This is a genomic window from Neobacillus bataviensis, from assembly GCF_019969725.1.
The window spans coordinates 121,476-146,386 of record NZ_JAHXYW010000007.1 but is presented as its reverse complement, the minus strand read 5'-3'; the positions used below and the strand labels follow the sequence as shown (position 1 = coordinate 146,386).

General features: G+C 36.9%; 27 protein-coding genes. 15 read left to right on the top strand and 12 right to left on the bottom strand.

Features of this window, described 5'->3' with window-relative positions:
• Positions 1-34 precede the first annotated feature (34 nt).
• The 8 genes from LC455_RS18575 to LC455_RS18540 all read right to left on the bottom strand — a co-directional run bounded on the left by LC455_RS18575 (position 35) and on the right by LC455_RS18540 (position 7,668).
• Positions 35-1,135: an ABC transporter ATP-binding protein gene (locus tag LC455_RS18575; RefSeq protein ID WP_223592969.1), complete on the bottom strand. Its 1,101-nt coding sequence runs from the start codon at positions 1,133-1,135 to the stop codon at positions 35-37.
• A 108-nt stretch (positions 1,136-1,243) separates the two neighbouring features.
• A complete protein-coding gene (locus LC455_RS18570) occupies positions 1,244-2,149 on the bottom strand; it encodes a PucR family transcriptional regulator (protein WP_223592968.1) in 906 nt (301 codons plus the stop codon).
• 116 nt (positions 2,150-2,265) lie between these two features.
• Entirely contained in the window at positions 2,266-2,457 is a 192-nt protein-coding gene (locus tag LC455_RS18565) for a hypothetical protein (protein WP_223592967.1), read from the bottom strand.
• A 53-nt stretch (positions 2,458-2,510) separates the two neighbouring features.
• Positions 2,511-2,720, bottom strand: coding sequence for a YheE family protein (locus tag LC455_RS18560; protein WP_223592966.1), 210 nt, complete (start codon positions 2,718-2,720; stop codon positions 2,511-2,513).
• A gap of 75 nt (positions 2,721-2,795) precedes the next feature.
• The gene (locus LC455_RS18555; RefSeq protein ID WP_223592965.1) at positions 2,796-3,845 is read right to left on the bottom strand and encodes a YheC/YheD family endospore coat-associated protein; all 1,050 of its coding nucleotides are present in this window, start codon (positions 3,843-3,845) and stop codon (positions 2,796-2,798) included.
• Complete coding sequence (locus LC455_RS18550) at positions 3,842-5,206, bottom strand: YheC/YheD family endospore coat-associated protein (protein ID WP_223592964.1); 1,365 nt, start codon at positions 5,204-5,206, stop codon at positions 3,842-3,844. The genes LC455_RS18555 and LC455_RS18550 overlap by 4 nt, the downstream gene beginning before the upstream one ends.
• Positions 5,184-6,287, bottom strand: a complete 1,104-nt coding sequence (locus LC455_RS18545) for a YheC/YheD family endospore coat-associated protein (RefSeq protein WP_223592963.1) — start codon at positions 6,285-6,287, stop codon at positions 5,184-5,186. The genes LC455_RS18550 and LC455_RS18545 overlap by 23 nt, the downstream gene beginning before the upstream one ends.
• Before the next feature lies 1 nt (position 6,288).
• Positions 6,289-7,668 carry a YheC/YheD family endospore coat-associated protein gene (locus tag LC455_RS18540; RefSeq protein WP_223592962.1) on the bottom strand — a complete coding sequence of 460 codons (1,380 nt, stop codon included), beginning with the start codon at positions 7,666-7,668 and terminating at the stop codon, positions 6,289-6,291.
• A gap of 239 nt (positions 7,669-7,907) precedes the next feature.
• On the opposite strand from LC455_RS18540, the gene LC455_RS18535 reads away from it, so the two are divergent.
• The 5 genes from LC455_RS18535 to LC455_RS18515 all read left to right on the top strand — a co-directional run bounded on the left by LC455_RS18535 (position 7,908) and on the right by LC455_RS18515 (position 13,583).
• On the top strand, positions 7,908-8,258 hold the full coding sequence (locus LC455_RS18535) for a YlbF family regulator (protein ID WP_223592960.1): 351 nt from the start codon (positions 7,908-7,910) through the stop codon (positions 8,256-8,258).
• Between the two features lie 127 nt (positions 8,259-8,385).
• Positions 8,386-9,255: a Cof-type HAD-IIB family hydrolase gene (locus LC455_RS18530; RefSeq protein WP_223592958.1), complete on the top strand. Its 870-nt coding sequence runs from the start codon at positions 8,386-8,388 to the stop codon at positions 9,253-9,255.
• 128 nt (positions 9,256-9,383) lie between these two features.
• Positions 9,384-10,895 (top strand): coproporphyrinogen III oxidase, encoded by a 1,512-nt coding sequence (locus LC455_RS18525; RefSeq protein ID WP_223592956.1) that lies wholly within the window; start codon positions 9,384-9,386, stop codon positions 10,893-10,895.
• Positions 10,896-11,028: 133 nt separating this feature from the next.
• Positions 11,029-12,648: a long-chain fatty acid--CoA ligase gene (locus LC455_RS18520; protein WP_223592954.1), complete on the top strand. Its 1,620-nt coding sequence runs from the start codon at positions 11,029-11,031 to the stop codon at positions 12,646-12,648.
• Between the two features lie 149 nt (positions 12,649-12,797).
• On the top strand, positions 12,798-13,583 hold the full coding sequence (locus LC455_RS18515) for an enoyl-CoA hydratase (RefSeq protein ID WP_223593144.1): 786 nt from the start codon (positions 12,798-12,800) through the stop codon (positions 13,581-13,583).
• A gap of 37 nt (positions 13,584-13,620) precedes the next feature.
• Here the strand turns inward: LC455_RS18515 and LC455_RS18510 are convergent, their stop codons facing one another.
• Positions 13,621-13,806, bottom strand: coding sequence for a YhzD family protein (locus tag LC455_RS18510; RefSeq protein ID WP_223592952.1), 186 nt, complete (start codon positions 13,804-13,806; stop codon positions 13,621-13,623).
• Positions 13,807-13,930: 124 nt separating this feature from the next.
• Here LC455_RS18510 and LC455_RS18505 point away from each other — a divergent pair, with 124 nt between their 5' ends.
• From LC455_RS18505 to LC455_RS18480, 6 genes are all read left to right on the top strand, one after another.
• The gene (locus tag LC455_RS18505; RefSeq protein ID WP_223592951.1) at positions 13,931-14,830 is read left to right on the top strand and encodes an ABC transporter ATP-binding protein; all 900 of its coding nucleotides are present in this window, start codon (positions 13,931-13,933) and stop codon (positions 14,828-14,830) included.
• Complete coding sequence (locus LC455_RS18500; protein WP_223592950.1) at positions 14,823-16,076, top strand: ABC transporter permease; 1,254 nt, start codon at positions 14,823-14,825, stop codon at positions 16,074-16,076. Before LC455_RS18505 ends, LC455_RS18500 begins: the two co-directional genes overlap by 8 nt.
• A 117-nt stretch (positions 16,077-16,193) precedes the next feature.
• Positions 16,194-17,414 carry a metallophosphoesterase family protein gene (locus tag LC455_RS18495; RefSeq protein ID WP_223592949.1) on the top strand — a complete coding sequence of 407 codons (1,221 nt, stop codon included), beginning with the start codon at positions 16,194-16,196 and terminating at the stop codon, positions 17,412-17,414.
• Positions 17,415-17,434: 20 nt separating this feature from the next.
• Positions 17,435-20,437 (top strand): ATP-binding protein, encoded by a 3,003-nt coding sequence (locus LC455_RS18490; protein ID WP_223592948.1) that lies wholly within the window; start codon positions 17,435-17,437, stop codon positions 20,435-20,437.
• 48 nt (positions 20,438-20,485) lie between these two features.
• Positions 20,486-21,433, top strand: coding sequence for a 3'-5' exoribonuclease YhaM (yhaM, locus tag LC455_RS18485; RefSeq protein WP_440446412.1), 948 nt, complete (start codon positions 20,486-20,488; stop codon positions 21,431-21,433).
• A gap of 83 nt (positions 21,434-21,516) precedes the next feature.
• Positions 21,517-21,711, top strand: a complete 195-nt coding sequence (locus LC455_RS18480) for a sporulation YhaL family protein (protein WP_420491622.1) — start codon at positions 21,517-21,519, stop codon at positions 21,709-21,711.
• A 41-nt stretch (positions 21,712-21,752) separates the two neighbouring features.
• Here LC455_RS18480 and LC455_RS18475 read toward each other — a convergent pair whose 3' ends face one another.
• Positions 21,753-22,622 carry a peptidylprolyl isomerase gene (locus LC455_RS18475; protein WP_223592946.1) on the bottom strand — a complete coding sequence of 290 codons (870 nt, stop codon included), beginning with the start codon at positions 22,620-22,622 and terminating at the stop codon, positions 21,753-21,755.
• Between the two features lie 207 nt (positions 22,623-22,829).
• Here LC455_RS18475 and LC455_RS18470 point away from each other — a divergent pair, with 207 nt between their 5' ends.
• Both LC455_RS18470 and LC455_RS18465 read left to right on the top strand, forming a co-directional pair.
• A complete protein-coding gene (locus LC455_RS18470) occupies positions 22,830-22,916 on the top strand; it encodes a YjcZ family sporulation protein (RefSeq protein ID WP_223593141.1) in 87 nt (28 codons plus the stop codon).
• Positions 22,917-22,949: 33 nt separating this feature from the next.
• Positions 22,950-23,042 (top strand): YjcZ family sporulation protein, encoded by a 93-nt coding sequence (locus LC455_RS18465; RefSeq protein ID WP_223592945.1) that lies wholly within the window; start codon positions 22,950-22,952, stop codon positions 23,040-23,042.
• Between the two features lie 106 nt (positions 23,043-23,148).
• Here the strand turns inward: LC455_RS18465 and LC455_RS18460 are convergent, their stop codons facing one another.
• Positions 23,149-23,328: a hypothetical protein gene (locus tag LC455_RS18460; protein WP_213116688.1), complete on the bottom strand. Its 180-nt coding sequence runs from the start codon at positions 23,326-23,328 to the stop codon at positions 23,149-23,151.
• A gap of 209 nt (positions 23,329-23,537) precedes the next feature.
• Between LC455_RS18460 and LC455_RS18455 the strand changes: the two genes are divergently transcribed.
• Positions 23,538-23,876: a DUF1878 family protein gene (locus LC455_RS18455; protein ID WP_223592944.1), complete on the top strand. Its 339-nt coding sequence runs from the start codon at positions 23,538-23,540 to the stop codon at positions 23,874-23,876.
• Here LC455_RS18455 and LC455_RS18450 read toward each other — a convergent pair.
• A complete protein-coding gene (locus LC455_RS18450) occupies positions 23,873-24,448 on the bottom strand; it encodes an HTH-type transcriptional regulator Hpr (protein WP_223592942.1) in 576 nt (191 codons plus the stop codon). The genes LC455_RS18455 and LC455_RS18450 overlap by 4 nt on opposite strands.
• Positions 24,449-24,670: 222 nt before the next feature.
• On the opposite strand from LC455_RS18450, the gene LC455_RS18445 reads away from it, so the two are divergent.
• Complete coding sequence (locus LC455_RS18445; protein ID WP_223592940.1) at positions 24,671-24,862, top strand: hypothetical protein; 192 nt, start codon at positions 24,671-24,673, stop codon at positions 24,860-24,862.
• Positions 24,863-24,911 lie beyond the last annotated feature (49 nt).

Here is a 24,911-nt window from a genome sequence, read left to right as displayed (position 1 = left end):
CTTTTAAAAACGGGACTTATCAGTTAATTCACTTTTATGGGCGGATTCTTCCTTCTGTTTCAGCATCAAAGAAATGTGCTTTATTTAAGTCGAAGGCAAGCTCTAATTTATCACCTGGTTTAACATCTGCACGTGAATCTAAGCGGGCAACAAAATCTTGTTCTCCAAGACTTGAATATACCATCATTTCTGCTCCAGTTAATTCAGCAACATCGATGTTGGCAGTAATCTTAGTACCTGTAGATGCCTCAATGAAGACTGGTTCATCATGAATGTCTTCTGGGCGTACGCCTAGAATAATTGATTTTCCAATATACCCTTGTTCACGTAAATACTTCATTTTCCCTTCTGGGACAGCAATTGAAGATTTTCCAATGATAAACTTGCCGTCTTCTAATTTTCCATTAAAAAAGTTCATCGCTGGTGACCCGATGAAGCCGCCAACAAACACATTTTCTGGTTTTTCATAAACTTCTTTTGGTGTACCAACTTGTTGAATGATACCGTCTTTCATAACAACTAAACGGGAAGCCATTGTCATTGCTTCTGTTTGGTCATGGGTAACATAGATTGTTGTTGTATTTAAGCGGCGGTGAAGCTTGGCAATTTCAGCACGCATCGCCACGCGAAGCTTAGCATCCAGGTTAGACAAAGGTTCATCCATAAGGAATACCTTTGCATCACGAACGATGGCACGACCCAAAGCAACACGCTGGCGTTGTCCACCTGAAAGAGCCTTTGGTTTACGAGTTAAATATGCTTCTAATCCTAAAATTTTTGCCGCTTCCTTTACACGACGGTCGATTTCATCTTTTGGAAATTTGCGAAGCTTTAATCCAAAAGCCATATTATCGTAAACAGTCATGTGAGGATAAAGGGCATAGTTTTGGAAAACCATCGCAATATCACGATCTTTTGGAGCTACATCGTTGACTCTTTTGCCGTCAATGTAGAAATCACCTTTTGAAATATCCTCAAGGCCTGCGACCATTCGAAGTGTAGTAGATTTTCCGCATCCTGAGGGTCCGACAAAGACGATAAATTCTTTATCTTCAATATGTAAATTGAAGTCTTGTACAGCGGTTACTTTATTATCGTAAATTTTATAAATATGATCCAATTTTAATTCTGCCATTCTTTTATTCCTCCCAATATCATTTTGTAACTTTAGTTTACAGGGGAGGGATTAAAATTTATATGGACAGTCTGCACAAAGAATGAAAACGCTTTTTTGGGCATATTGTTATTTTTTTTGCTGTTCAAACAAAAGACAGGCTAAAAAGACGGTAAAGGCTCCGTAGAAATCCTTTAAGCCAATCCCGGTTTTTTCGGTAAATTTGTCAATTCGATATTGCAGAGTATTTCGATGGATATATAATTTTTTAGCCGTCATACTTGCATTTAAATTTTGTTCTAAAAAAAACTTAATTGTGGAAAACATTTCTGTATCATTCGAAAATAGCTCAAATATTTCCTGGTTTATCTTTTGTTGTAATTCATCAGGCAAATGACGGACTAAATAAGACGGAAATACTCGTTCAAATGAAAGTATATTAGAAAATCCAAGATAAGCAATTGCAAATGAAAAGTATTCTTGCTCTTGCTTAAATTTAGTCCGAAGTTGAATAGAAAATGGATTTAGTTTTCCAATAAAAAAAGAAATTTTAACGTAAAAATCACTTTCCAAAGTTTCCGCCATCGACAATAATTCTTCTTCTGAAAGAAAAATTTGTTTTTTTTCCTCTATGACGATACCTATATTTTTGCTTTCCCAAATAATGATAATCTCTTCAGAAAAGAACCCCTTTAAGGCTGATTCCATTTCTTCTTGATGATGATCATCACCAGTAATATAAAAATGAATAAATCGTAATGGTGTATCATCCTTGTATATAGGGGGAGGGCCATCAGATAATAGAAATTCAGACCAAGTTTTACCTATTCTCGAAAAGGAGACTGGCTGGATTTCGACTAATTCATAAAGCGTTTTAAGAAGAGTTAACTCTTTTTCTCCTAATTCAGCTTTTGGTATGCCAATCCATTCGTTCGCAATCTCATCATAAAACGTATAAACTAACTCGGAAGGGTGAGTGGGCCGACCGGAAAACAAAGTGGAATTCTTATATATAGATAATAATTTTCGAAGCATCGTACCTTCCCCGTCATTAAAATTTATTGGTTCTATTATAACAGTTGAGTCCTGCAGCATGAAATTAAAAAAGGCTGAGCCTTTTTCGGTCCAGCCTGCCATTATATGCAGAGATATTAATCACACTCATATGGTGGTTGTTCTTCAACCAAATCTCGTGCCTCTTCAATATTGGTTGAATCATATCGGGCGTGCACAGAACCGCCTGACATTCCCTCATTAATCATGCGGTCAACATCCATAAACGCCTTGTCTCTGCCCTCATGTGCAGAGCCTTGATTTGTTAACTGATCTTTACCTTTTTCCATGATTATCCATCCTTTCCCTTTTATATCTTTATTGTGTGGGAAAGGATAAATTTTCATTCATAAACATGATAGAGCATTAGTTCATGAATCTGACTTGTTAACGCTTCAATATCTTCTTGTTCAGGAGTATTTGTTGTCCATTCAATTTTTCCGGTTTGGTGGTAAATTCCGCTGAATCTTTGCTTCTTATAATAAAAGGAAAAACTCCAGCCTGGTATATTTTTATTTTCAAATAATGGCTTAAACTGAAAGTGCATGAGCATGTGATAATCCCCCTTTGATTTCTCAGGTTATTTTTAGCTTACCTTGTTTTGGAGATTATTTAAATAGATATCCTGTTACTTTTTATAATAATTTGCCAGCTGGACGAATAAACGGCAAAGCTGCTCTATTTTCTTATCTTCGATTTCAGTTTCGTCAAAACTCATTGGTTTGGAGTTTACTTCAAAAATATAATATTTTCCTGACTCACTTACCGCAGCATCTATCGAAAATTCTCCAAAAAAGCCAAACTGTTCCGATAATGCCTTTCCTATTTGAGGAACGATTGTTTGAATGAATTGGTCATGTGCAGTCGTTTGCAGAAGTTTGTAGGGGAGAAGCCTCCCGCCTGATGGAATATGGGTCGTAATTTCTTGTTCCTGTGAAGAACGAATACCAATCCCTGTTAGGCTAAAGTCATCTTTATATGCATGAGCTAGTATTCTAAAATCAAAACGTGCTCCATCATATTTGGCTGAGGATATTTCTTCTTGTGCAATATAATTTTTATCCATCAGCTCTTTGTTCCAGTCTTTCCAAAAAAGATGAAAGGAGGTATAGGTTTTCTTTTCTTTTACTCCCTCCATCTCAATTTCCCTTGAATTCATGATTCGTAAGCGGTATATGCCTTTTCCTTTGGAGGCTTGACTAGGTTTTAAATAAACATTCTTATGCTTTTTTAGAAATAAAAAAAATTCATTTTTTGTATGGACAAGAATGGTTTGTGGTAAGTAACGTTGAAGGATCAAATGATTTTTTAACAAATTAAACAATTCATATTTATCAATAAAACAAGGGTTAAAAAAAGGAATCTTTTTTTCTTTTAAGTGGGAAAAAAAGTGTTTGCATTGTTCATCTTGTTCTGATTTGCGAAAAGGGATTCGATTATAAACAAGGTCAGGATATGGAAATGTTTTCCGTATCCATCGATTTTCATTCGGTGAAAAGGAATATCCTTTAATTGTATCCTGTTCTACCCCTTCGATTGTAAAAATAAAGCTCATTCCGTTAAGGGAAATAAGCTTCTTTTGCAATTCTATAAAAAGCGGGCCATTGCCTGTTATCGCACCATTAGATTTACGTGCCGTCATAATACCAATAAGGGGAGTTTTTTTATCGTTCGTCATTTGAAAAGTTCCTCTGGGTGGAATAGGGATTGTTCTGTCAGGAATACAGCAAAGGCTAGAGATAATCTTCGAGTTAATAAATCAAATGGTTTTAGTTCTGGATGACTGAAGATGGATCTTCCTGGCTTAGAATTCGCTTCGAAGAGCCATACATCACCGTTTCGGTCGATACCTAAATCAAAACCAATCTCGCCAATAATCCCCGATATATTTTTATCAATAGCCTTGCTTAATAAGAGGGCAGCATTCGATAATTTTTTAGTAAATAACTCGCATTCATCCTTCGGAAAAATCTCTTCTATCGTTTTTATCGCTCCACCGCTTCTAGTGTGTGTTGTTACACTGCCTGCACCAGCAATTTTGGCTGCAATGGCGGTTACATGCCAAATTCCTGAATCGTCCTTATTCGTATGAACGCGAAAATCAATGGACCGACTGTCATGCCTTTGTAAGTGAATGCCTTGTTGTACCAGCATTTTTTCAAGTGACTGATTACCAAAAACGGATTGAAACAATCTTTCTAAGCTTGAAAATTTGCGTAAGCGGTTAATGCCTTCGTTGTCTTGGTACCGGCAAAAATATTCAGATGTAGACTTATCATAGATAATTTGGTGTACACCTAATCCAAGGCTTCCGTTTTTAGGTTTAATATACACATGACCATAATTTGAAAGCATCCTTTCAACTAAGGAAAAAGAGGTAAACGGATGGGTTTCAGGCAGATAGGCTTCGACTGAACCATCCTGCTGCAGTCTCTCGTATATATCCAGCTTATTAAAGAAGCCAGGATTGTACCAGGGAATAAGGCAGTCTTTTTGTAATCTGTTCTTCACTTTGATTAATTTTGGATTTCCTTCACTTCTGCGATTTGGCAGACGGTCGTAAATAACATTTGGAAAGGGCACTTCGAAATGATGCCAAGAGGAATCATAATAAAAGACCCCCTCAATTATACCACGTTCCCAATCAATATGCTGCTCTCCAAAAAGATAGGCAATTGCCCCAACCTCTTTATTTACTGATAAAAGTTTCGAAAAGAATAACGTTCTTTCTCCAATGGGCTGTTCCGGAATTTGTGTAAATCCAGCAGTGAAGATTCCAACGAGCGGTCCAATATAAAGTATTTCATTTTCTAAAAAAATATGGAGCGGAATACTAAAGGACGGGAAATGTATAGCCTTTTGAATTACTTTACTAATCACAATTCGGTCATTTTTGTCTGGATGGGGGCGGAAATCAACTTCCATCGATTTTGACCCGAAGGCAATTCTTTTTATAGTTTTTTCTTTAATAAGTGAAGGCGGACAAAAAACGATTAATTGACTATTTGGGGCAATTTCAATGAGATAACGTTTTCTCATGAAAGCTCTTCCTTTCTGATTGACCGGTCTGAAATAAATGTTTTCCATAAAGAAGAGGAGTTAAGTAAAGCGTTTCTTTTAAAGTTGGCTGGGTTTCTAAAATAACCTTTCTCCCTGGCTTGGAATTAATGTCTAGAATCCAAATTGATCCGTTTTTAGCGATTCCTATATCAACACCAAGCTCAAATAATGGCAAAAATTCTTTTTCAAGCAGAAGGGGGAGCTGGGAAAGGATATATTCTAACTCCTCTCGGATATACTTTCCTTTTGCCGGCTGCAATGATGATGTCCAATCCGAGAAGGTAATAACGGAACCTCCGGCACTTAAATTTGATAAGATACCTCCAGAACTACCTAATCGAATACCTCTGCCAAGTTCACCCCAGGCTCCCTGAATATTCTTTTGCAGGAGAACGCGAATATCAAAGGGCTGAAGTTCATCATTGGATAATTCCAGAAACGGCTGGATCAGGTATTGGCGGTTAGATATCAATGGATCCAGCCACTTGATAAGCTTGGACTCATTTGGAAAAATCCGCGAAATAATCTTTTTTTGTTTCTCTGTTTTGACATGAAAGGTCTTGTCATTTTTCTTCAATGAATAAATGCCAAATCCTTGAGACCCATTAATTGGCTTTATTATAATTTTCTTTAACTTATTCAGTTCTTTTAAGATGATCCTTGAATCATCTGCAAATTTTGTCGGTGGTAAATAGGCAGATAATGCTGTGTTTTTAAGTGAATGGTAAAGTTCGAGCTTGTTTGGTAATCCATAGCCTAAAAAAGTAATATCGTTTCTGCTTTTAAGCCAGGAAACAATTGGCAGGCAAAGCTTGGAATGTTCATCATCACCATAAAAACAACGATCATATATAATGGGTGGAATTGGAAACTCTAATTCTATCCACTGAGTAGTTTTTGCATCAAATTTTTTACCTCGTACCTGAAGTGAATGGGGGTTAATTTCAGTAGGGATAAAACGGTAACACTCCATTTCGCACGATTCCGCATGTTTAGCGATATCGTTAATATAAGAATCTTCACTATCCAGCTTTAGGGACATAATTCCAAATGAAATCAATTTATTCAACCTCCTTTTCAGAAATAACGTCTTTGGCCAGCTTTGTACAAAATTGGATAATTGCTTTTGCTGACGGTCTTATTTTTCCGGGATTGTCTTCAAATAGTTTGGAAGGTTTTGAGTTTACTTCAATTAGCCAAGGTTTTCCTCCTTCGTCAACCCCAATGTCAATTCCAAGCTCTCCGGTTATACCCGTTGAGCGTCGGCCTATGTTTTCCGCAATTTCAATTGATAATTCTTTCATAAGGGAGATAGTTTGAAGTGCATTCCTTCGATCCATCCATGTTAATAAGGCCTGGAGCGGCCGTAGTAATGTTCCGCCTCTAGCTAAATTGGAAACGAATTCTTGTTCATTTGCGACTCTTGCTACCATAGATGTCACACCCCAAACGTCATTTTCATTTCTATGGCATAACACCCGAAAATCTATAGAACGGGAGTCTTGGGTAATTAAGCAAATTCCTTGTTGAATAAGAAAGATTCGATTGGTGAGCAGAGGCTTAATTCGTTGATAGATTTCCTCTAGAGAATAAATACTTTCAATTTTGGCGGTATGTGTGGTAAACGATGTTTGAAAACGATATAGGTTTTCCTTTTCCCTTACTATTTTTATAATGTTTTTTCCCTGACTTCCATGAATAGGTTTTATATAAACTGTTTGATATTTTTGAACAAATTCAAAAAGGCTTTCTTTTGAATAAATTTTAGTCTCCGGTGTATAGGGGATTAAGTGGTTCTCCTCTCTAATATGTTTATACACTTCCCATTTAGAGAGAAAACGGTCATTAAACAATGGGATGTTCAGCTTTTCAATTCTGTTACGGAAATCCTGAAATTGATTTTTTTGTTCGAGAAGTCGGGAATGAATGCGATTATAGATTACATCAGGTAAAGGAAGCTTCGCAGGACTCCATTTTCCTGCGTTAAAGTAATATCCTTGTGATGAAAATTGCTCTAATGAAAACACATAGAATAAACCACCATTTTCAGAAATTCCTTGATGAAGTTCTTCACAAAAACCATGGATAGAACGAAAATGCGGTTGGTTTATTTCATCAGTCGCGAAATCGGTTAGCAGTCCTACGACTGGACCAAGATGAAGTGTTTGCATGTCACGACGGTAAAAGGCCTGTAACTTTATTTTTATGGAAGGTAAATCTAATGCCGTCATGATAGAATCGGGTATTTGCACTATGTTGGTATCCATTTCTATAATTTGTATGTTTACCTTTTTAGATGACCTGCCAATAGTGATTTTTATTTCCTGATTGTTATTAATTTGAAAATGTTGAAACAGTTGGCGGGATATTTGTATGAAGTGGTCATGTTGTTTTGAAGACACTATTGGAATAATTGAAATGGTTGAAAATGAAAAAGACATAATCACCCCTCATTTATTTTTCAAAAATGGGCATTAGTTGATATAGGTATCGTATGTTGTAACGTTATGGATGGTGAATTGAACATTCTCGCATTTATTTGAATAGTTTGTTATAGTTGATTGGAATTGTTTATCAATAGGCTGTGTTAAAGGTTACTGTTGATTTTTAACCCTGTTGATTGGAGCGGAAATCAATAGGCAAGTTTAACACAGCCAATAAATAAAGGGAGTGTTTTATAATGGCAGTTAATTTATTTGATTCCGCCTATGCACTTGAAACGGCTATTCGTCAAAGCGATGAATATACAGCATTAAAAAATGCCTACAATGAAGTAAATGCAGATCCGGCAGCTAAAAAGATGTTTGACCAGTTCCGGCAAATGCAAATGAACTTGCAGCAAAAACAAATGATGGGACAGAATATTTCTGATCAAGAAGTGCAACAAGCTCAGGCAACGGTTGCCCAAGTTCAACAGAATCCAAAGATTGCCAATCTTATGCAAGCTGAACAACGGATGAGCATGATTATTGGGGAACTTAACCAAATTATTATGAAACCATTAGAAGAGCTTTACGGGAAAATGCAATAACAATACTTTCAAGCCTTCGGTGCCGAAACCGAAGGCTTTTTTCTTGTTCTTGGGTTAGTCATATAAATGGATAAACAGTCATAAAAGTGATATAAGGGTAATTTCACCAAGAACAGGAGGCAACAAAATGATTTATCGTTTGCTTGCTTTAAATATTGATGGAACACTATTACAAACGAATGGAAAAATTCATAAGTCAACGAAGGATGCCATAGAATATGTACAGCAAAAAGGGATTTATGTTACACTCGTTACTTCAAGAAGTTTTCCATCTGCGAAAAAGGTGGCTAAGGCATTAAAGATAAAATTACCGCTCATTACACATCAGGGTGCTTTAATTGCAAGCGAAGTAGAAAAACCGATTTATGTTAAACGGATTAATGAGGATATTACCTACGATACAGTACGATTCCTAGAGGGCATCCCGTGCCAAATCAGGCTGGTACATGAACAATATTCGCTGGCAAATAAATTCAAGCTCCAAAATAATTTATTAGCGAAAACGGTTTTTACCTCAGGGGACCCTATCTTTTATTCACAGCAGTTTGTTTCTTCCTTAAGTGAACATTTACATGATCAGCCTGTAACACCGCCAAAGATTGAGGTATATTTTGAAGAAAAAAGCGATTTAATTGATGCCAAAAAAGCGCTTAGTAAAATGTTTACTGAGATTGAAATTATTGAACTGGATTCATTAAGAGTAGATATTGTCCCTTCTGGTGTTTCCAAACTTGCCGGATTAACCAGCCTTGCTAATCAGCTTGGGCTTAAAGCGAGAGAAGTGGTTTATATAGGTGACGGACTAGACGATATACCATTAATTGAAGCAGCCGGCTTAGGGGTCGCGATGTGGAATGCTGATTTTGCTGTAAAAAAAGCCTCAGATTGGGTCACGAGGTCGCAAAATGAACAGGGTGTAGCCTATATGGTAAAAGAACACTTTAGAAAACAACAGCCGATTGAGTTTTTACGGAAGATGAAAATAATAAAAAATTGAACATAAAAAGATATCATCGGCGGAAGCCATTGATATCTTTTTTGCTTTTATGGAATAATTTCCACTATATTGACCTTAGATTACTGATTTTGTACACTTAAGGAAGTTTAATTTGAAAGGTGATATACTTGCGGATTTCAATAATAGGGTTAGAGGATGAAAGATTCAATCGGCCGCTCCAGCTGATAGCCAATTTGTTTTTTGAAGAATCTCAGATTTTCATGTTAGTCGGTGAAGAAGCTGATATACAAATAAATTTTAACTTGCAGGTTCAGGATAAAATACTGGTTTCAGCTGAATTGAAGAGTAAAGACGATAAAGTCTTTGCCTCAGAATATCAAAGAGAGATAAAAATAACAGATTCAGAAAAAGAACGTTTTAAGCAGATAAAAAATGCTGTTTCCCATGTTTATTTAACAGTTTTGCAGGATTACACAGGCATTACCCAAAAATGGGGAATTTTAACAGGTGTCAGACCGACAAAACTGCTTCACAAAAAAGTGCAGGAAGGGATTCCATTAGAAGCTGCACATCAGCAATTAAAGGCAGATTACTTGATTACAGATGAAAAAATCGAACTTATGCAACAAATCGTTGATCGTCAATTGACAGTAGTTCCGGATCTATATTCACTGCAAAAAGAAGTGAGTATTTATATCGGTATCCCTTTCTGTCCTACAAAATGTGCTTATTGCACCTTCCCGGCCTATGCGATAAACGGACGTCAAGGCTCCGTTGACTCTTTCTTAGGCGGTCTTCATTATGAAATGAAGAAAATCGGTGCATGGTTAAAGGAAAAAGGAATCAGGATTACAACCGTCTATTATGGAGGCGGAACGCCAACAAGTATTACCGCTGAAGAGATGGACATGCTCTATGAAGAAATGTACACATCTTTCCCGGAAGTTGATAAAATTCGCGAAATTACGGTTGAAGCAGGTCGTCCGGACACAATCAGTCCTGAAAAATTGGAAGTATTAAAAAAATGGAAGATTGATCGTATCAGTATTAATCCTCAGTCATATACACAAGAAACCTTAAAGGCCATCGGCAGACATCATACGGTAACAGAAACTATTGAAAAATATCATCTTGCACGGCGGATGGGTATGAATAATATCAATATGGACTTAATTATTGGCCTGCCAGGTGAAGGAATTCCTGAATTTACCCACTCCTTGAATGAAACTGAAAAACTGATGCCTGAATCTTTAACCGTTCATACCTTGTCGTTTAAGCGTGCCTCAGAAATGACTAAGAATAAAGAGAAATATAAGGTCGCAGACCGCAGCGAAGTGGAAAAAATGATGGAGCTCGCTGAGGACTGGACATCTAGCCATGGCTATGTACCCTATTATTTATACAGGCAAAAGAACATCCTAGGCAATCTGGAAAACGTTGGTTACTCTTTGCCAAGTCAAGAAAGTATTTATAATATCATGATTATGGAAGAAGTTCAGACCATAATTGGTCTTGGCTGTGGTGCATCAAGTAAATTTGTTGATCCTTTGACAGGAAAAATTACACACTTTGCCAATCCAAAGGATCCAAAATCCTACAATGACGGTTTTGAAGCTTATACAAATGAGAAAATCAAAATTTTAGATGAATTATTCTCGGAAAAAGGGTCTCCTGCTTAATGAAGCGGGAGAATTTTTTTTGGCTTTGTTCTTAATAAAGGTTTATTTAACTAGAATGTCGAATATTTTATAGGATATTCTTCATAGAATACTACAAAATTAAAACGCTTTCATTAGTGGAGGGGATAAATTTATGATGCAAACACCTTTAACGATGACGCAAATGATTGAAAGAGCAGAAAGGTATTTTCCAAAGAAACAAGTGGTTTCAAGAACGGCAAGCGGCATCAATAGATTTACCTATAAACAAATTGCAGAAAGAACTAGAAGGCTCGCCGACGCCCTAATTACGTTAGGCGTTACTAAAGGTGATAGAGTAGGAACTTTAGCCTGGAACCATCACCGCCATTTGGAAGCCTATTTTGCCATACCATGTATGGGAGCGGTACTTCATACTATCAATATTCGTCTTGCCCAGCAGCATATTTCCTACATCATTAATCATGCAGAGGACAAGGTCCTGCTAGTTGACGCAGACATCCTGCCATTAATCGAAAAATGTGCGCATGAATTACCAAACGTTAAAGCTTATATCGTCATGACCGATGAAAAGGACCTTCCGGAAACAAAGCTCTCTCCCGTCTATCACTATGAGGACCTATTAGCTGAAGCAAATCCTGCCTACCAATACCCAAATGATATCGATGAGAATGATCCAGCAGGCATGTGCTATACATCCGCAACCACTGGAAATCCAAAAGGTGTGATTTATTCGCATCGCGGCATCTATCTGCACAGCATGGCTCTAGGTCTTGCGGATACCGCGGCCATAAGCGAAAAGGACATCGCCCTTCCTGTGGTACCAATGTTCCATGCCAACGCTTGGGGAATGCCATTTGCCGCCGTTTGGTTTGGTACTTCTCTAGTTTTACCAGGGCCAAATTTTACACCAAAATTGCTGGCTGAGCTTATCGAACAAGAAAGGGTAACGATTACAGCAGGGGTCCCTACAATCTGGCTGGGACTATTAAAGGAACTGGATGAAGGCTCTTATGATTTGAGCAGTTTAAGAGGGGTTTTATGTGGAGGATCTGCCGCACCAAAAGGCATGATAAAGGCATATGAGCAGCGCCATAAAATTCCTTTCATGCATGCCTATGGGATGACAGAAACAAGCCCGCTAGCCGTTATTTCTACTTTAAAAAGCTACCAAAAGGAGTTAGATCCTGAGGAGAAACTAAATATTAGAGCGAAACAAGGGACCCTTGTTCCAGGTTTAGAAATGAAAATTGTCGGCAAGGATGGCGAAGTAGCCTGGGATGGAAATGAAATGGGAGAACTATGTATTAGAGGACCATGGATTGCATCCGAATATTATCGTGATGAACGGACTTTGGATGCATTCAGGGATGGCTGGCTCCATACAGGAGATGTGGTGACAATTGATGAGGAAGGCTTTGTGAAAATCGTAGACCGAACAAAGGATCTGATCAAGAGCGGCGGCGAATGGATTTCCTCAGTTGACTTAGAAAATGCCTTGATGGCACATGATGCTGTGTTTGAAGCAGCCGTTGTCGCCGTTCCTCATGAAAGGTGGCAAGAGCGTCCGGTTGCCTGTGTTGTTTTAAAAGATGCCTTTAAAGGAAAAACAACGTCTGATGAGCTATTTGAGTTTTTAAAACCACAGTTTGCTAAATGGTGGATTCCAGATGATATCCTATTTGTTTCGGAAATTCCAAAAACTTCAGTTGGTAAATTCCTGAAAATGGCATTAAGGGAACAGGTCCAAAAAGATATTCTTCCAAAAAATTAAAATTAAGGACAAAAGGTTCAGCCTTTTGTCCTTTTGCTGTGCACTTAAATATTAGAAGAAGATTCAATATATTAAGAAAGTTTGTTTTTATTCCTTCCATTTCCAGCTATAATGGAACTGAATGAACTATTAGGGGGGAGTTTAAATTGATGAATTTTGTTACGGATAAGGTCAATGTGAAAATTGAAGGCCGTGTGGCAACGGTGGAAATGAATCGTCCAGATTCAATGAACGCAATGGATACAGATGTTATTAAAGGGCTCGTTTGTAAACTAAAGGAAATTAGCGAATCTGATGATATTGATATCGTTGTCCTAACAGGCAAGGGGAGAGCCTTTTCGGCTGGCGGAGATATTAAAACCATGCTCTCCAACATGAATGAGAGCGATTTCTTGCATGTTATGGATTGCATCAGTGAATTGATTATCACGCTTTATAGCATCCCAAAATTAACGATCAGTGCTGTATCAGGAGCTGCCGCCGGATTAGGGTTCAGTTTAGCATTAGCGACTGACTATATTATTGCAGATAAGGCAAGCAAACTGGCAATGAATTTTATTGGAATTGGACTTATTCCTGATGGCGGGGCGCATTTCTTTTTAGAAAAGAGATTAGGTGAAACGAAGGCAAAGCAAGTGATTTGGGACGGTAAAATGATGAGTGCGGAAGAAGCATATAAACTGGGGCTTGTTCAGGAAGTAGCGGAAGAAGATCTTCAAGAGACATTACATACACGAATTACCGACTGGCTAGGCCGCCCAGTCCAAGCAATGATTAAAACAAAAAAGATTTTAGCAGAAAAGAATCGGCCGCAATTATTAAAAATTTTGGAATTAGAAAAATACGGCCAGCAGAAAATGCGGGAAACCTTAGACCATAAAGAAGGTATTAAGGCCTTTATTGAAAAAAGAAAGCCAAATTTTATCGGCAAGTAATAAAAAACCAAAGAAGCTCACGAGCTTCTTTGGTTTTTTAAGAATGAAACAACAATAACTTTCCGCTTGGTGAGATGCAGCGATGTGTTTTTTCTAATAAGTTTTTCTCTGATAATAGTTTTTCACCTTGCTTCTTAGCAGCATCATCATTTTCTGCCTGAAAGGCTTCATCTAAAAGCTTTTCTCCATTTGCTTCAAAGGCTGTTAGTTTATAAGTTTTCATCACACATACCCCTTTATTAAAAAATAATCACTATTATTTTCACATAATTCTTAATATTTTTCAAAGGAAAAAATTTGAAACTTTTTCCTGATTGAAACGTATGAAAGCGGAAGGAGTGATTTACGTGGTACTCAAACTTGAAGGTGTGTCGAAGCGTTTTGGGCAATTTACGGCTGTCAATCAATTATCCTTAGAAATTCCCGATAGAGAAATGTTTGGCTTCTTAGGAGCTAACGGTGCGGGCAAAACCACGACCTTTCGTATGATTCTAGGCCTTTTGGATTCGACCGGCGGAAGAATCACATGGGATGAAAAGCCGATTGATTATTCTGCCAGCCACTTAGTCGGTTATCTTCCTGAGGAAAGAGGCTTGTACCCAAAACTGAAAGTCCGCGACCAACTCGTTTATTTAGCTAGATTAAGAGGGATGCAAAAAAATGATGCTCTAATTGAATTAAAATCATGGCTAGAGCGATTTAAAATACCAGAGTATGAGAATAAGAAGGTGGAGGAGCTTTCCAAAGGGAATCAGCAGAAAATCCAATTTATTGCTGCAGTTCTACATAAACCAAAATTATTAATTCTCGATGAACCCTTTAGCGGCCTGGATCCGGTTAATGTGGAAATGTTAAAGGAAGCCGTTCTGGCTTTAAAGGAAAATGGGGCGACCATTGTGTTTTCAAGCCACAGGATGGAGCATGTCGAGGAAATGTGTGAGCACCTCTGCATTTTGCATAAGGGAAGTCCAGTCGTACATGGTTCATTAAAAGAAATCAAGCGGGCATTCGGCAAAAAGAATCTTGTAATCCATGCTGATTTTGAATTAGACCAGTTAAAAAATTTCCCTGGAGTTATAAGGGCGAAATCAACAATGGAGGGAGTTCATTTGCAGATTGAAGGGGAGCCAGTTGCAGAAAAAATATTAAAAGAAATAGTAGGGAAAGGATTCATCCGAAAATTTGCCCTTGAAGAACCTTCTTTAAATGATATTTTTATAGAGAAAGTAGGTAATTCTTATGAATAATTTTTGGATTATCTTATTTCATACTTATCTTAACAAACTGAAAAGCAAATCGTTTATTGTCACAACCCTTTTAACCGTTGTGATTGTCCTTGCCCTCACAAATTTAAATAATATCATTTCTATATTTGATAAAAATGGCGGTAAAGAAACAGTAGCCGTGCTCGATGAGACAGGAAAGCTTTATGAGCCTTTCAAGCAACAAGCTGCCGCAATAAATAACGATATAAAACTTACTAAGTATAATGGAACAGAAAAAGAAGCGGAAAAAGCTATCGGAAATGGCGAATTTAAAGGACTTATTCAATTACGCTTTAATGATGAAAAGCTGCCGGAAGCAACCTATAAAGCTAGGAGCATTGCAGATTCGTCCTTGTTTACGGACTTGCAGACTAGTTTGCAGCAGGTAAAAACCATGCTTGCCGCAACGCAAATAAATTTGACTCCCACTCAACTTGAAAAGCTATATGAACCAGTGTCTTTTGAAAAATTTGCCCTAGAAAAAAATGCGAAAACGGAAGAGGAATTGAATCAAGCAAGAGGTCTTGTCTATGTTCTTCTTTTCATTATTTATTTTAGCGTTATTATGTATGCCAATATGATTGCGATGGAGGTTGCGACCGAAAAATCCTCAAGGGTCATGGAAATCTTAATATCAAGCGTTTCGCCAATTAAGCAAATGTTTGCCAAAATTATTGGCATCGGTTTATTAAGCCTGACGCAGCTGGCGGTATTTTTAATCGTGGGTTATTACTCATTAACCAAGAATATGGATTCATTAAAAGACGGCTTTTTTGGGGTTTACGGCTTTAAAGATATACCAGGGATAACGATTATGTATGCTGTCATCTTCTTTATTCTCGGATATTTCCTTTATGCTACACTCGCGGCATTATTAGGTTCTCTCGTCAGCAGAATTGAAGATGTCCAGCAGATGATTACCCCAATGACACTGCTAGTAGTTGGAGGTTTTATGATTGCCATGTTTGGGCTTGGAAAGCCGGACGCCCCGTTTATTACGGCTACGTCCTATATTCCATTTTTTACACCAATGATTATGTTTTTGCGTGTTGGGATGCTGACTATTCCAGCTTGGGAGGCGATATTAGGAATATCCATCCTTGTAATCACTATTGTTGCTTTAGCCGTATTCGGTGCCCGTGTATATCGTGGCGGAGTGCTTATGTATGGGCAGTCAAATTCCTATAAAGATATTAAAAAAGCGTTACAATTAACTAAGAATAAATAGAAGGTTTAAGCCTTGCCGTTTTTGGTAAGGCTTATTATTATTTTTATTACAGAACGTGCATTCGTATTTTAAAGGTGTTAAAATGAAAGAAAAGAGGAAGAAAGGAATATTTTGCTGATGAAAAAGATAACGTTTATTCATGCAGCGGATCTGCATTTAGATAGCCCAATGGTCGGACTAAAACATTTGCCCCCAGACATCTTTTCAAGAATTAAAGAAAGTACCTTCACGGCCTTAAAAAAGCTTACAGCTGCAGCTATCTGCCATCAAGTCGATTTTGTCATAATAGCCGGTGATTTATTTGATGGAGAAGACCGCAGCCTGCGTGCCCAGTCACGGTTTCGAACAGAGATGCAGAAGCTTTTAGTGCATCATATTCCTGTTTTTGTTATTCATGGAAATCACGATCACTTAAATGGTTCATGGGTTCATTTGGATATGCCGGCAAATGTCCATATTTTTGATAGTGAGGTTGAGGTTAAGGATTTACATACAAGAAGTGGTGAAAAGGTTCACCTTTATGGGTTTAGTTATCCAACCAGGCACGTGTTCGAAAGAAAAATAGATGAATATATGAAAGTAGAAGGGGCCGATTTCCATATCGGTATTCTTCATGGCAATGAGAGTTCTGGCACGGAGCACGATAACTACGCGCCTTTTTCCATCCAAGAACTAAATGAAAAAGGTTTTGATTATTGGGCTTTAGGACATATCCATAAGCGGGCAGTTTTATCGGAATCCCCGCCTATTATTTATCCGGGAAATATTCAGGGGAGAAATAAGAAGGAAACAGGAACAAAAGGCTGCTATTTAGTAGAGCTTTCAGAATCGGATGTAAATATGAAGTTTATAGAAACCTCTGATATTGTGTGGCAGGAAGCGTTCCTAGATGCTGCACCAGCAAATTCTATTGACGAAATCCTTAAGCTCTTGTCCGCAAAAATAAATGACATCCGACAGGAAAAAACAGGAACGCTTTTAACTCTTCATTTAGAAAATGTTCATTTGACTGATGACCGGGAAAAAAGGGGGTTAAACGAGGAACTATTAGAACTGCTTATTGAGGGTGAACGAGAAGAAGAATCATTTGTATGGACTTTCGAGTTAATGATGATGACGTCACAGCAAATTGACAAAGAACACTTAAAAACGGAAGCAAATTTTTATGCCGAGCTTTTTGAGACGATTGAAAATTACCAAGAAATAAACCAGGCCATGACTCCATTATATAATCATCCATTAGGGAGGAAATATTTATCCCATTTAACAGAGGAAGATCAAGATAATCTAATCAAACAAGCTGAAAAACTATTAATCGAATTACTTTATCAATCTTAAAAGAAGGGAGTGAATCCATATTGAAAATTGTCGAGCTGCAGATTTATGGCTATGGTCAACTTGAGAATGTAAAAATCAATGACATATCCGAATTCCAAGTTTTTTTTGGTGAAAACGAAGCCGGAAAATCGACGATAATGGCCTTTATTCATGGTGTCTTCTTTGGGTTCCCTACGAAACAACAAACTGAACTTCGCTACGAGCCGAAACATCACCATAAATATGGGGGGAAAATAAAAGTTTATCATGAAGATTACGGATATGCAGTCATTGAACGAGTAAAGGGCAAAGCAGCAGGTGACGTAACGGTTATCATTGACAATGGAAAGGTTGGCGGCGAGGAACTGCTGAAAGAAATACTTGAAAATTTCGACAAGGGTCTATTTCAGGCGGTTTTTTCCTTTAATTTACAAGGGCTGCAAAATATTCATCAAATGAAGGGTGAAGAAATTGGAAGGTTTTTATTTTCCGCAGGGACCTTAGGGACGGAAAAATTAGCGAAAACCGAATCCATTTTACAAAAGGAATTAGATTTCCGCTTTAAACCATCCGGTAAGAAACCTATTATAAATGAAAAACTTCAAGAACTTCATGAAATTAATGCAGAATTAAAAAAAGCAGCAGCAAAAAATAAGGACTACGAACTTCTTGTCGATAAAAAAGAAAAGCTCCAGCAGGAAATGGAAAATGTAAATTATTCCCTTGCTAAAATGCATGAAAAGGTAGAAAAACTATCCGAATGGAAAAGAATTGAGGCAATCGTAAAAGAGGAAAAATGGACGAAAAAAGATCTCGCTGAACTAGGAGAAATAGCCTTTCCTACACGTGGAATTGAAAGAATAGAAAAATTAACTCAGCTCATTCATCCTTATAATGCCCAAATTGCCAGCCTAGAGGAAAGAATTATCCAAATAAAAAATGAACTAGAAGATATTCAGCCTGAGCATTCTATTTTGGAAAATGAAGCAGCAATTTTATCATCACTCGATCAAGTACCTCTTCATGATCAATTGAAACTTGAAAAGCAGCAGTGTGAAACAAAATTGCTAGAAATTGAAGAAAAGCTTGCGGCCATTAAAGAAAGACTTCATTTGAATATTAATGAAGAAGAAATTCTCTCGATTAATACTAATATTTATATGAAAAATCAGGTAGAAAGGGTCTCGCGAAAACAGCAAAAGCTTGAGGAAGCTAAAGAAGACCTGGAGGCGCAATTTAGAGAAGAAAAAAACAATCTGCAGGAAATTGAAACAGAAATCCGCTTAACAGAATCCGTTTGTTTACCAAATCAAAAAAGAGATCTGCTTGTTGAACAAGTTAACCAAGGAAATGATAAAAAAAGCTTGGAGGCAGAATTAAAGTCTACACAAGATAAATTTGAATTTTACCAACAGGCACTTGAACGGGAAAAGAATGAAAAGGAAAGGTTTGTTAAGCAGAGAAGGTTTCAATTTGTTATTTCTGATCTAATATTACTAGCAATAGCTTTATATGGATTGTTAACCAAGCAGGTTGCTTTATTAGCATTTGGGTGTCTTGGATGCTTGATAATCACCTTTTTCATGATTAGAAGCCTTAATAATTCCAAACAGAAGACTGTTGATCCAATGCTTACGGAATTAAAAGAAAAGGAAAAAGCAATCCTTCAAAAATTACAATCAGCTGAAATTAAAGATTTTTCACAGTTGGAGGAACAATTAAGGCTGGATAATCTCCGTCATGATCAGCTGCAAAAGTTGAAAATTAAATTAGAACAACAGCAAAAGCATTATGAAAAGGTAATTACTAAGTTTGAGGAATGGGAACTAGAAGCGGCACAAAATAAGGAACAGCTGTTTTCTATAAGCAGTGAATTAAAGATTCCTGAATATATTGCCAATACTTTCTTGCAGGAAGCCTTCCATTTAATTGAACAATATAAATCAGTATTACGTGAGAAAAAACAAATGCTTGAAAGACTTGAGCACATTAATCAACAGCAAGCTGAAATTGTGAAAGACCTTAATATAATTGCAAGTAGGTATTTGCCGGAGATGAGTGTGGAATTACAAAAAACAGCTTATTTAGTGCGAAATAAGCTTAAGGAAGAGCATGAAAAACAGATTAAGAGTCAAGAAAGAGTTTCAAAATTAGCCGACCTTGAAGCTGAATTGCAGCTTAAAAAGCAAGAACAGGGCCATCTTCAGCTTGAATACCAAAAGCTCATAGATGATGCTGAGGTAGATTCAGAGCAAAAATACTATGAACTTGGTGAAAAAGCAGCAAAGCAGGGAAAGCTTCTTGAACGTCTTGAATTCATTCAAAACCAACTGCATTTCTCCATACTTTCAGAGCCGGAAAGAGACAGCTATTTACAACTTCAAAATGGTGAGGAATTATTGATTGAATGTAATCGCCAAATACAAGGTTTACAAGCAAAATTAAAGAACCTCCAAGAGGAGCTGGCATCAATAAAATACGAAATACAGGCACTTGAAGAAGGCGGTTTGTATTCCGATATTCTACATCACTATAAACAGAAAAAATTTGAATTAGAAGAAACAGCCAAAGAGTGGTCGGTTTATAGTTTGGCACAGGATATTCTTGTAGGTACAATTGAAAGGTACAAGAATATTCATCTACCAAGGATGTTATCAAAGGCAGAAGGATATCTATCATTTCTAACAAATGGCAGCTATCAAAAGATTCATCTGCAAAAATCAGGTACTGGCTTTTTAGTTGAAAGGGAAGACCATACATTATTTGAAGCGAATGAACTAAGTCAAGCGACGACAGAACAGCTTTATTTAGCAGTTCGGCTTGCCTTGGCAACTACACTTTATGAAAACTACCATTTCCCAATCATCATTGACGATAGTTTTGTAAATTTTGATGCCGGCAGGACTGAAAAAGTTATTCAGCTTCTTAATCAATTGGATAGGAATCAGATTTTATTTTTCACGTGCCATAGTCATATCCTTCATTATTTTAAAAAGGAAAATGTTCTTCGGTTGGAAAAAGGTGCTGTTCAGATTATTTCATAGAGTTATAGCCAGGTATGTTATACTCGTACTATAAGAAGGAGCGTGGATATGTTGGCTAAAGGTGTATTGCATTATGAGATTGGGGAACAGGTTGAATTATTTTTATTAATAAAAAGTTCAACAAAAGGAATTGCGAGTAATGGCAAGCCGTTTTTGACGTTAATCCTTCAGGACCAAAGCGGTGAGATAGAGGCAAAGCTCTGGGATGTTGGTGAAGAGGAAGAAAAAAACTACGCAGCCCAAAATATTGTCAAAATTCAGGGGGATTTACAAAATTATCGCGGGAAAAGCCAATTAAAAATTCGTCAGATTCGACGATCTGGACCATCAGATGGCGTTAAATTAGATGACTTTCTCGAAACAGCTCCGCTAAGTCAAGATGAGATGGTCAGCAAGCTGACCTCATATATTTTTGAAATGAAAAATCCAAACATCCAACGAATTACTCGTCATTTAATCAAAAAACATCAAAAGGCGTTCCTGGAATACCCAGCAGCAACAAAAAACCATCATGAGTTTGTCTCAGGACTAGCCTATCACGTTGTTAGCATGCTGGACCTGGCGAAGGCAATTGCATCCTTGTATCCCAGTCTTGATAAAGACTTACTCTATGCAGGAGTGATCTTGCACGATATGGGAAAAGTAATGGAGTTATCCGGACCCATTTCGACCGTCTATACGATCCAAGGTAATTTACTGGGGCACATCACCATTATGATCAATGAAATCGGCAAAGCAGCCGAGGAACTGGGAATTACAGGTGAGGAAGTGCTTATACTTCAGCATTTGGTTCTAAGCCATCATGGTAAAGCTGAATGGGGCAGCCCGAAACCGCCATTAATTAAAGAGGCGGAGATTCTTCATTATATTGATAACCTCGATGCAAAAATGAATATGCTTGACCGAGCTCTCGAAAGAGTAAAGCCTGGTGAATTTTCTGAGCGAATTTATGCATTGGATAATCGGTCATTCTATAAGCCAGTTTTTCATAAATAAAATAACCCATCATGGGTTATTTTTTTTTATCGTAATGAATATGTTGTTAATAAAAAGTGGACAGCCACTAATGAAAGGAGCAAATGATATTGACTATTCCTATTTGGATTTATGCAGTTGTGGTTGGAATTGTAGTAAGTGCACTCATGGCCATTAAAACAGGCAGAGAAGAGCGAAGGCTTGAACTAGAAAACATTGAGCAAGAAGGTGAAATCTATATAAAACGTCTTGAACGCGAAAAAGAAAAGAGAGAAGAACTAAAGGCCACAGGTGAATAAAAAAAGCGGAAACGCCAAATGGGGCGCTTCCGCTTTTTTTATTATTGTCCAGCAGCTGCTGAAGTTTGTGGCTTCAGTGCATCTTTAAGGTCTTTATCATTTATTTTTACGTTTGCAGCTTTAAGCTCGCGCTCCATAGCTTTGTTAATGTCATCGCTAGTTAATTTAGATGATTTTACTTGATATTCAATTTCTTTCTTCATGTCAGCATAGGATTTTTTCTCTTTTTTGTCGGTAACCTGAATAATATGATAGCCAAATTGTGTTTTCACTGGAGCACTAATTTCATTCACTTTTAATGCATAGGCAGCTTTTTCAAAATCAGGATCCATTTTTCCAGTACCAAACCAGCCTAAATCGCCACCGTTTTGCGCTGATGCTGTATCTGTTGAATATTCTTTAGCAACATCTTCAAACTTAGCACCGCCATCAAGTTTTTTCTTTACTTCATTTGCAGTTTTTTCATCAGCAACAAGAATGTGGCGTGCCTTAATTTCTGGCTTATAGTTATCATAGTAGTCCTTCATTTCTTTTTCTGTTGCTTTGACATCCTTCAGCGCAGCTTTTTCTTGAAGCATGCCAAGCTTCATCGTTTTCTTTAAATCATCTTCACTTTTGTACCCATATTGAGCAAGGGTAGTTTCAAAGTTTGCACCCAGATCCGATTTTAATTGGTCAATCTTGTCATTTAATTCTTTATCGGTTACCTTGTACTTCTTAGAAAGAACCTTTTCATAAACAAGTTGCTGGAGGGCTTGTTCACCATATTTTGTCTTCATCGAATTGTAAAGATCTTCTTGGGTTACATTACCAACCTTACTCTCTGCAACTGTATCAGATCCGCTTTGATTACAAGCACTTAACGCAAGTACCCCACTTGCTAAAGAAAGGGCTAATATCCATTTTTTCATGTTGAAATCTCTCCTAAACAGTTTATTCTTGTCCACAAATTCTACTATAACATAAATGGCAACTACTGCAAAAATAAAAACTGTGTTTGTTTTTTGAATATTGCACAAATCCACTCTAGACTTTTCCAAAAAATTTTGGCAAATGCCTAAACGAAATGAATACCGGTTGAATAGTATATGGTAGCAAATGAAAAAGGAGGTATTACGATGAGTGGTGGATATGGAGCTGGCTTCGCTCTAATTGTAGTACTTTTCATACTATTGATTATTGTTGGAGCTTCCTGGATTTACTAAAAAATTTAAAGTTTGCTGAAGGGAGGTAAAGATATGTCTGGTGCAGGTGGATATGGTGGAGGATTTGCGTTAGTCGTTGTTCTTTTCATTTTATTAATTATTATCGGAGCATCTTGGGTTTATTAATTTCAAAATGGTAAACTAAAAGCGATGAGATTTCCTCATCGCTTCTATTTTTTATTGTTTAGAGTCCATTACATATCCTTTGTCCCGCAATACGATAACAGTTGGATTATGTATATAAAATTTCCAAATATGAAGAAATCAGAAGGATAGTGACTAGAACATTAATGGTACGAAAAACCTTATGCTGGCGTTCTTCAGGAATTTCTTTTTGAATACAAAGGGAACTGGTCATTTTATTTACATAAAACAAGATAAAAATAGCGAAGACAATAAAAATGGAGATCATCAACGATTCCCTCCTTGTTGTTCATTATGATACCTACATTATCAAAAATTACGAAAAAAAGATAGTCAAAAAGAGTTGAAGAATATTAGACTTTTTATTCCTTTGCATTAAATTTCAGACAGTGGCTTAAAAAAAAGGGTTTACCCTTATTTAAAAAAGGTGAATAATGTTAATAAGCTAACTTTAAAGTTCCGAAATGAGGCTTGATTATGACAGATTACGAATTGCTATTACAAAAAATAAACCTGCTTGAATACCATCAAAAGCTGCTTTTAGAACTCCTTAACAATCCAAAGCTAGAATTTTATAAGCTCATTATTGAAAAGGGAATATCTAAACAGGAAGTAAAAAATTTCTTTCAATTATGTGATGAAATGAGCATAAAATTAGAAGAACAAAAAGCGGAAGGGTATGTATACTTTCATCCGCTTTTTGACGAAATTTCTGCTTCTTTACCTGGATCACTGGAAATAAAAGAAGTACTTAATGCCTGCATTAAGCAGGGCCTTTTCAAGACATTGTTTCTGGAGTTCAAAAAATACATCTAAGCAAGCTCTTGTTCGGGCTTCTCAGCCTTACGAAGTTTACCATTTTCTTCGGTAAATTCACTTTCTATGTTATGGAAGGAACGTTCGAAAATCTCCATAAAATCCGCCCCATAAATATTGCGGACAATTGCCATTGTTTCAATAAAATCTGGGAATTTTCCATACAGCTCTCTTAGTGGAAGGGCACCAGAAAATGCAGAATTGCTATCCGGCTCATAGGTTTCCATTAATTGCAGTAAAATGTCTTCCCCTTTTTCAGTTAGTTGAATGTAGGTATTCCGCTTATCATTTTCTTTTTTAGAAAATTGAAGCAATCCTCTTTCTTCTAACTTTTTTGAAAAATTAAAAGCTGTAGAAACATGCATCACACCGAACTTTGCCACATCCGAGATAGAAGCACCATTTAAATGATGGGCAATCCATAGAATATGATGTTCGTTAATATTTAAATCAAACGGTTTAATCCATTGCTGCCAATCTTTCTCAATCGATTTCCATAGCGCTTTACTTAATTGAGCAATTCGTTGACTAAAAAAGAAAGCTTCCTTCATTGAATATTGTTTCTCTGTCATCCCCATTTTCACCTACTTTATTATTTCTCTATTATCATTATGCCAATAAAATAAAAATTAATAAAGATATAAATTCACAAAATTTTTAGAAATTATGAAAATTTTATCTTGATATTTCATTTTTATGCAAAAAATAAGCCTTGTTCATAGGAATGGACGATCTATCATATAAATAATTACAAGAATAATGCGAAATTTTTTAATATTTAAAGGGGGCAAAAAATGAAGAGTGCAACTGTATTTTTCTTTATCCTTAGTGCCATCCTTTTTTTGGGCACATTTAAATATTTATTAGCTTATAAAAGACCTGGTGTCTATCCACCGAAACAAGTTTTAAAGAAAAGAATAACGGCATTAGCTGGAGGGTGTGGAATCTGCCTTCTCGTTGCTTCCATGCTTTCTTATTTTTTATAAAATCTGGTAATATTTGAATTTAAGAAAAGAACCCTGTTGGGTTCTTTTC

What these genes read in the sequence shown, in the direction of transcription:
- LC455_RS18575 (WP_223592969.1), bottom strand. Translation starts at nt 1,135, where the DNA reads ATGGCAGAATTAAAATTGGATCATATTTATAAAATTTACGATAATAAA.
- LC455_RS18570 (WP_223592968.1), bottom strand. Translation starts at nt 2,149, where the DNA reads ATGCTTCGAAAATTATTATCTATATATAAGAATTCCACTTTGTTTTCC.
- LC455_RS18565 (WP_223592967.1), bottom strand. Translation starts at nt 2,457, where the DNA reads ATGGAAAAAGGTAAAGATCAGTTAACAAATCAAGGCTCTGCACATGAG.
- LC455_RS18560 (WP_223592966.1), bottom strand. Translation starts at nt 2,720, where the DNA reads ATGCTCATGCACTTTCAGTTTAAGCCATTATTTGAAAATAAAAATATA.
- LC455_RS18555 (WP_223592965.1), bottom strand. Translation starts at nt 3,845, where the DNA reads ATGACGAACGATAAAAAAACTCCCCTTATTGGTATTATGACGGCACGT.
- LC455_RS18550 (WP_223592964.1), bottom strand. Translation starts at nt 5,206, where the DNA reads ATGAGAAAACGTTATCTCATTGAAATTGCCCCAAATAGTCAATTAATC.
- LC455_RS18540 (WP_223592962.1), bottom strand. Translation starts at nt 7,668, where the DNA reads ATGTCTTTTTCATTTTCAACCATTTCAATTATTCCAATAGTGTCTTCA.
- LC455_RS18535 (WP_223592960.1), top strand. Translation starts at nt 7,908, where the DNA reads ATGGCAGTTAATTTATTTGATTCCGCCTATGCACTTGAAACGGCTATT.
- LC455_RS18530 (WP_223592958.1), top strand. Translation starts at nt 8,386, where the DNA reads ATGATTTATCGTTTGCTTGCTTTAAATATTGATGGAACACTATTACAA.
- LC455_RS18520 (WP_223592954.1), top strand. Translation starts at nt 11,029, where the DNA reads ATGATGCAAACACCTTTAACGATGACGCAAATGATTGAAAGAGCAGAA.
- LC455_RS18515 (WP_223593144.1), top strand. Translation starts at nt 12,798, where the DNA reads ATGAATTTTGTTACGGATAAGGTCAATGTGAAAATTGAAGGCCGTGTG.
- LC455_RS18510 (WP_223592952.1), bottom strand. Translation starts at nt 13,806, where the DNA reads ATGAAAACTTATAAACTAACAGCCTTTGAAGCAAATGGAGAAAAGCTT.
- LC455_RS18500 (WP_223592950.1), top strand. Translation starts at nt 14,823, where the DNA reads ATGAATAATTTTTGGATTATCTTATTTCATACTTATCTTAACAAACTG.
- LC455_RS18495 (WP_223592949.1), top strand. Translation starts at nt 16,194, where the DNA reads ATGAAAAAGATAACGTTTATTCATGCAGCGGATCTGCATTTAGATAGC.
- yhaM (WP_440446412.1), top strand. Translation starts at nt 20,486, where the DNA reads ATGTTGGCTAAAGGTGTATTGCATTATGAGATTGGGGAACAGGTTGAA.
- LC455_RS18480 (WP_420491622.1), top strand. Translation starts at nt 21,517, where the DNA reads ATGATATTGACTATTCCTATTTGGATTTATGCAGTTGTGGTTGGAATT.
- LC455_RS18475 (WP_223592946.1), bottom strand. Translation starts at nt 22,622, where the DNA reads ATGAAAAAATGGATATTAGCCCTTTCTTTAGCAAGTGGGGTACTTGCG.
- LC455_RS18470 (WP_223593141.1), top strand. Translation starts at nt 22,830, where the DNA reads ATGAGTGGTGGATATGGAGCTGGCTTCGCTCTAATTGTAGTACTTTTC.
- LC455_RS18465 (WP_223592945.1), top strand. Translation starts at nt 22,950, where the DNA reads ATGTCTGGTGCAGGTGGATATGGTGGAGGATTTGCGTTAGTCGTTGTT.
- LC455_RS18460 (WP_213116688.1), bottom strand. Translation starts at nt 23,328, where the DNA reads ATGATCTCCATTTTTATTGTCTTCGCTATTTTTATCTTGTTTTATGTA.
- LC455_RS18455 (WP_223592944.1), top strand. Translation starts at nt 23,538, where the DNA reads ATGACAGATTACGAATTGCTATTACAAAAAATAAACCTGCTTGAATAC.
- LC455_RS18450 (WP_223592942.1), bottom strand. Translation starts at nt 24,448, where the DNA reads ATGACAGAGAAACAATATTCAATGAAGGAAGCTTTCTTTTTTAGTCAA.
- LC455_RS18445 (WP_223592940.1), top strand. Translation starts at nt 24,671, where the DNA reads ATGAAGAGTGCAACTGTATTTTTCTTTATCCTTAGTGCCATCCTTTTT.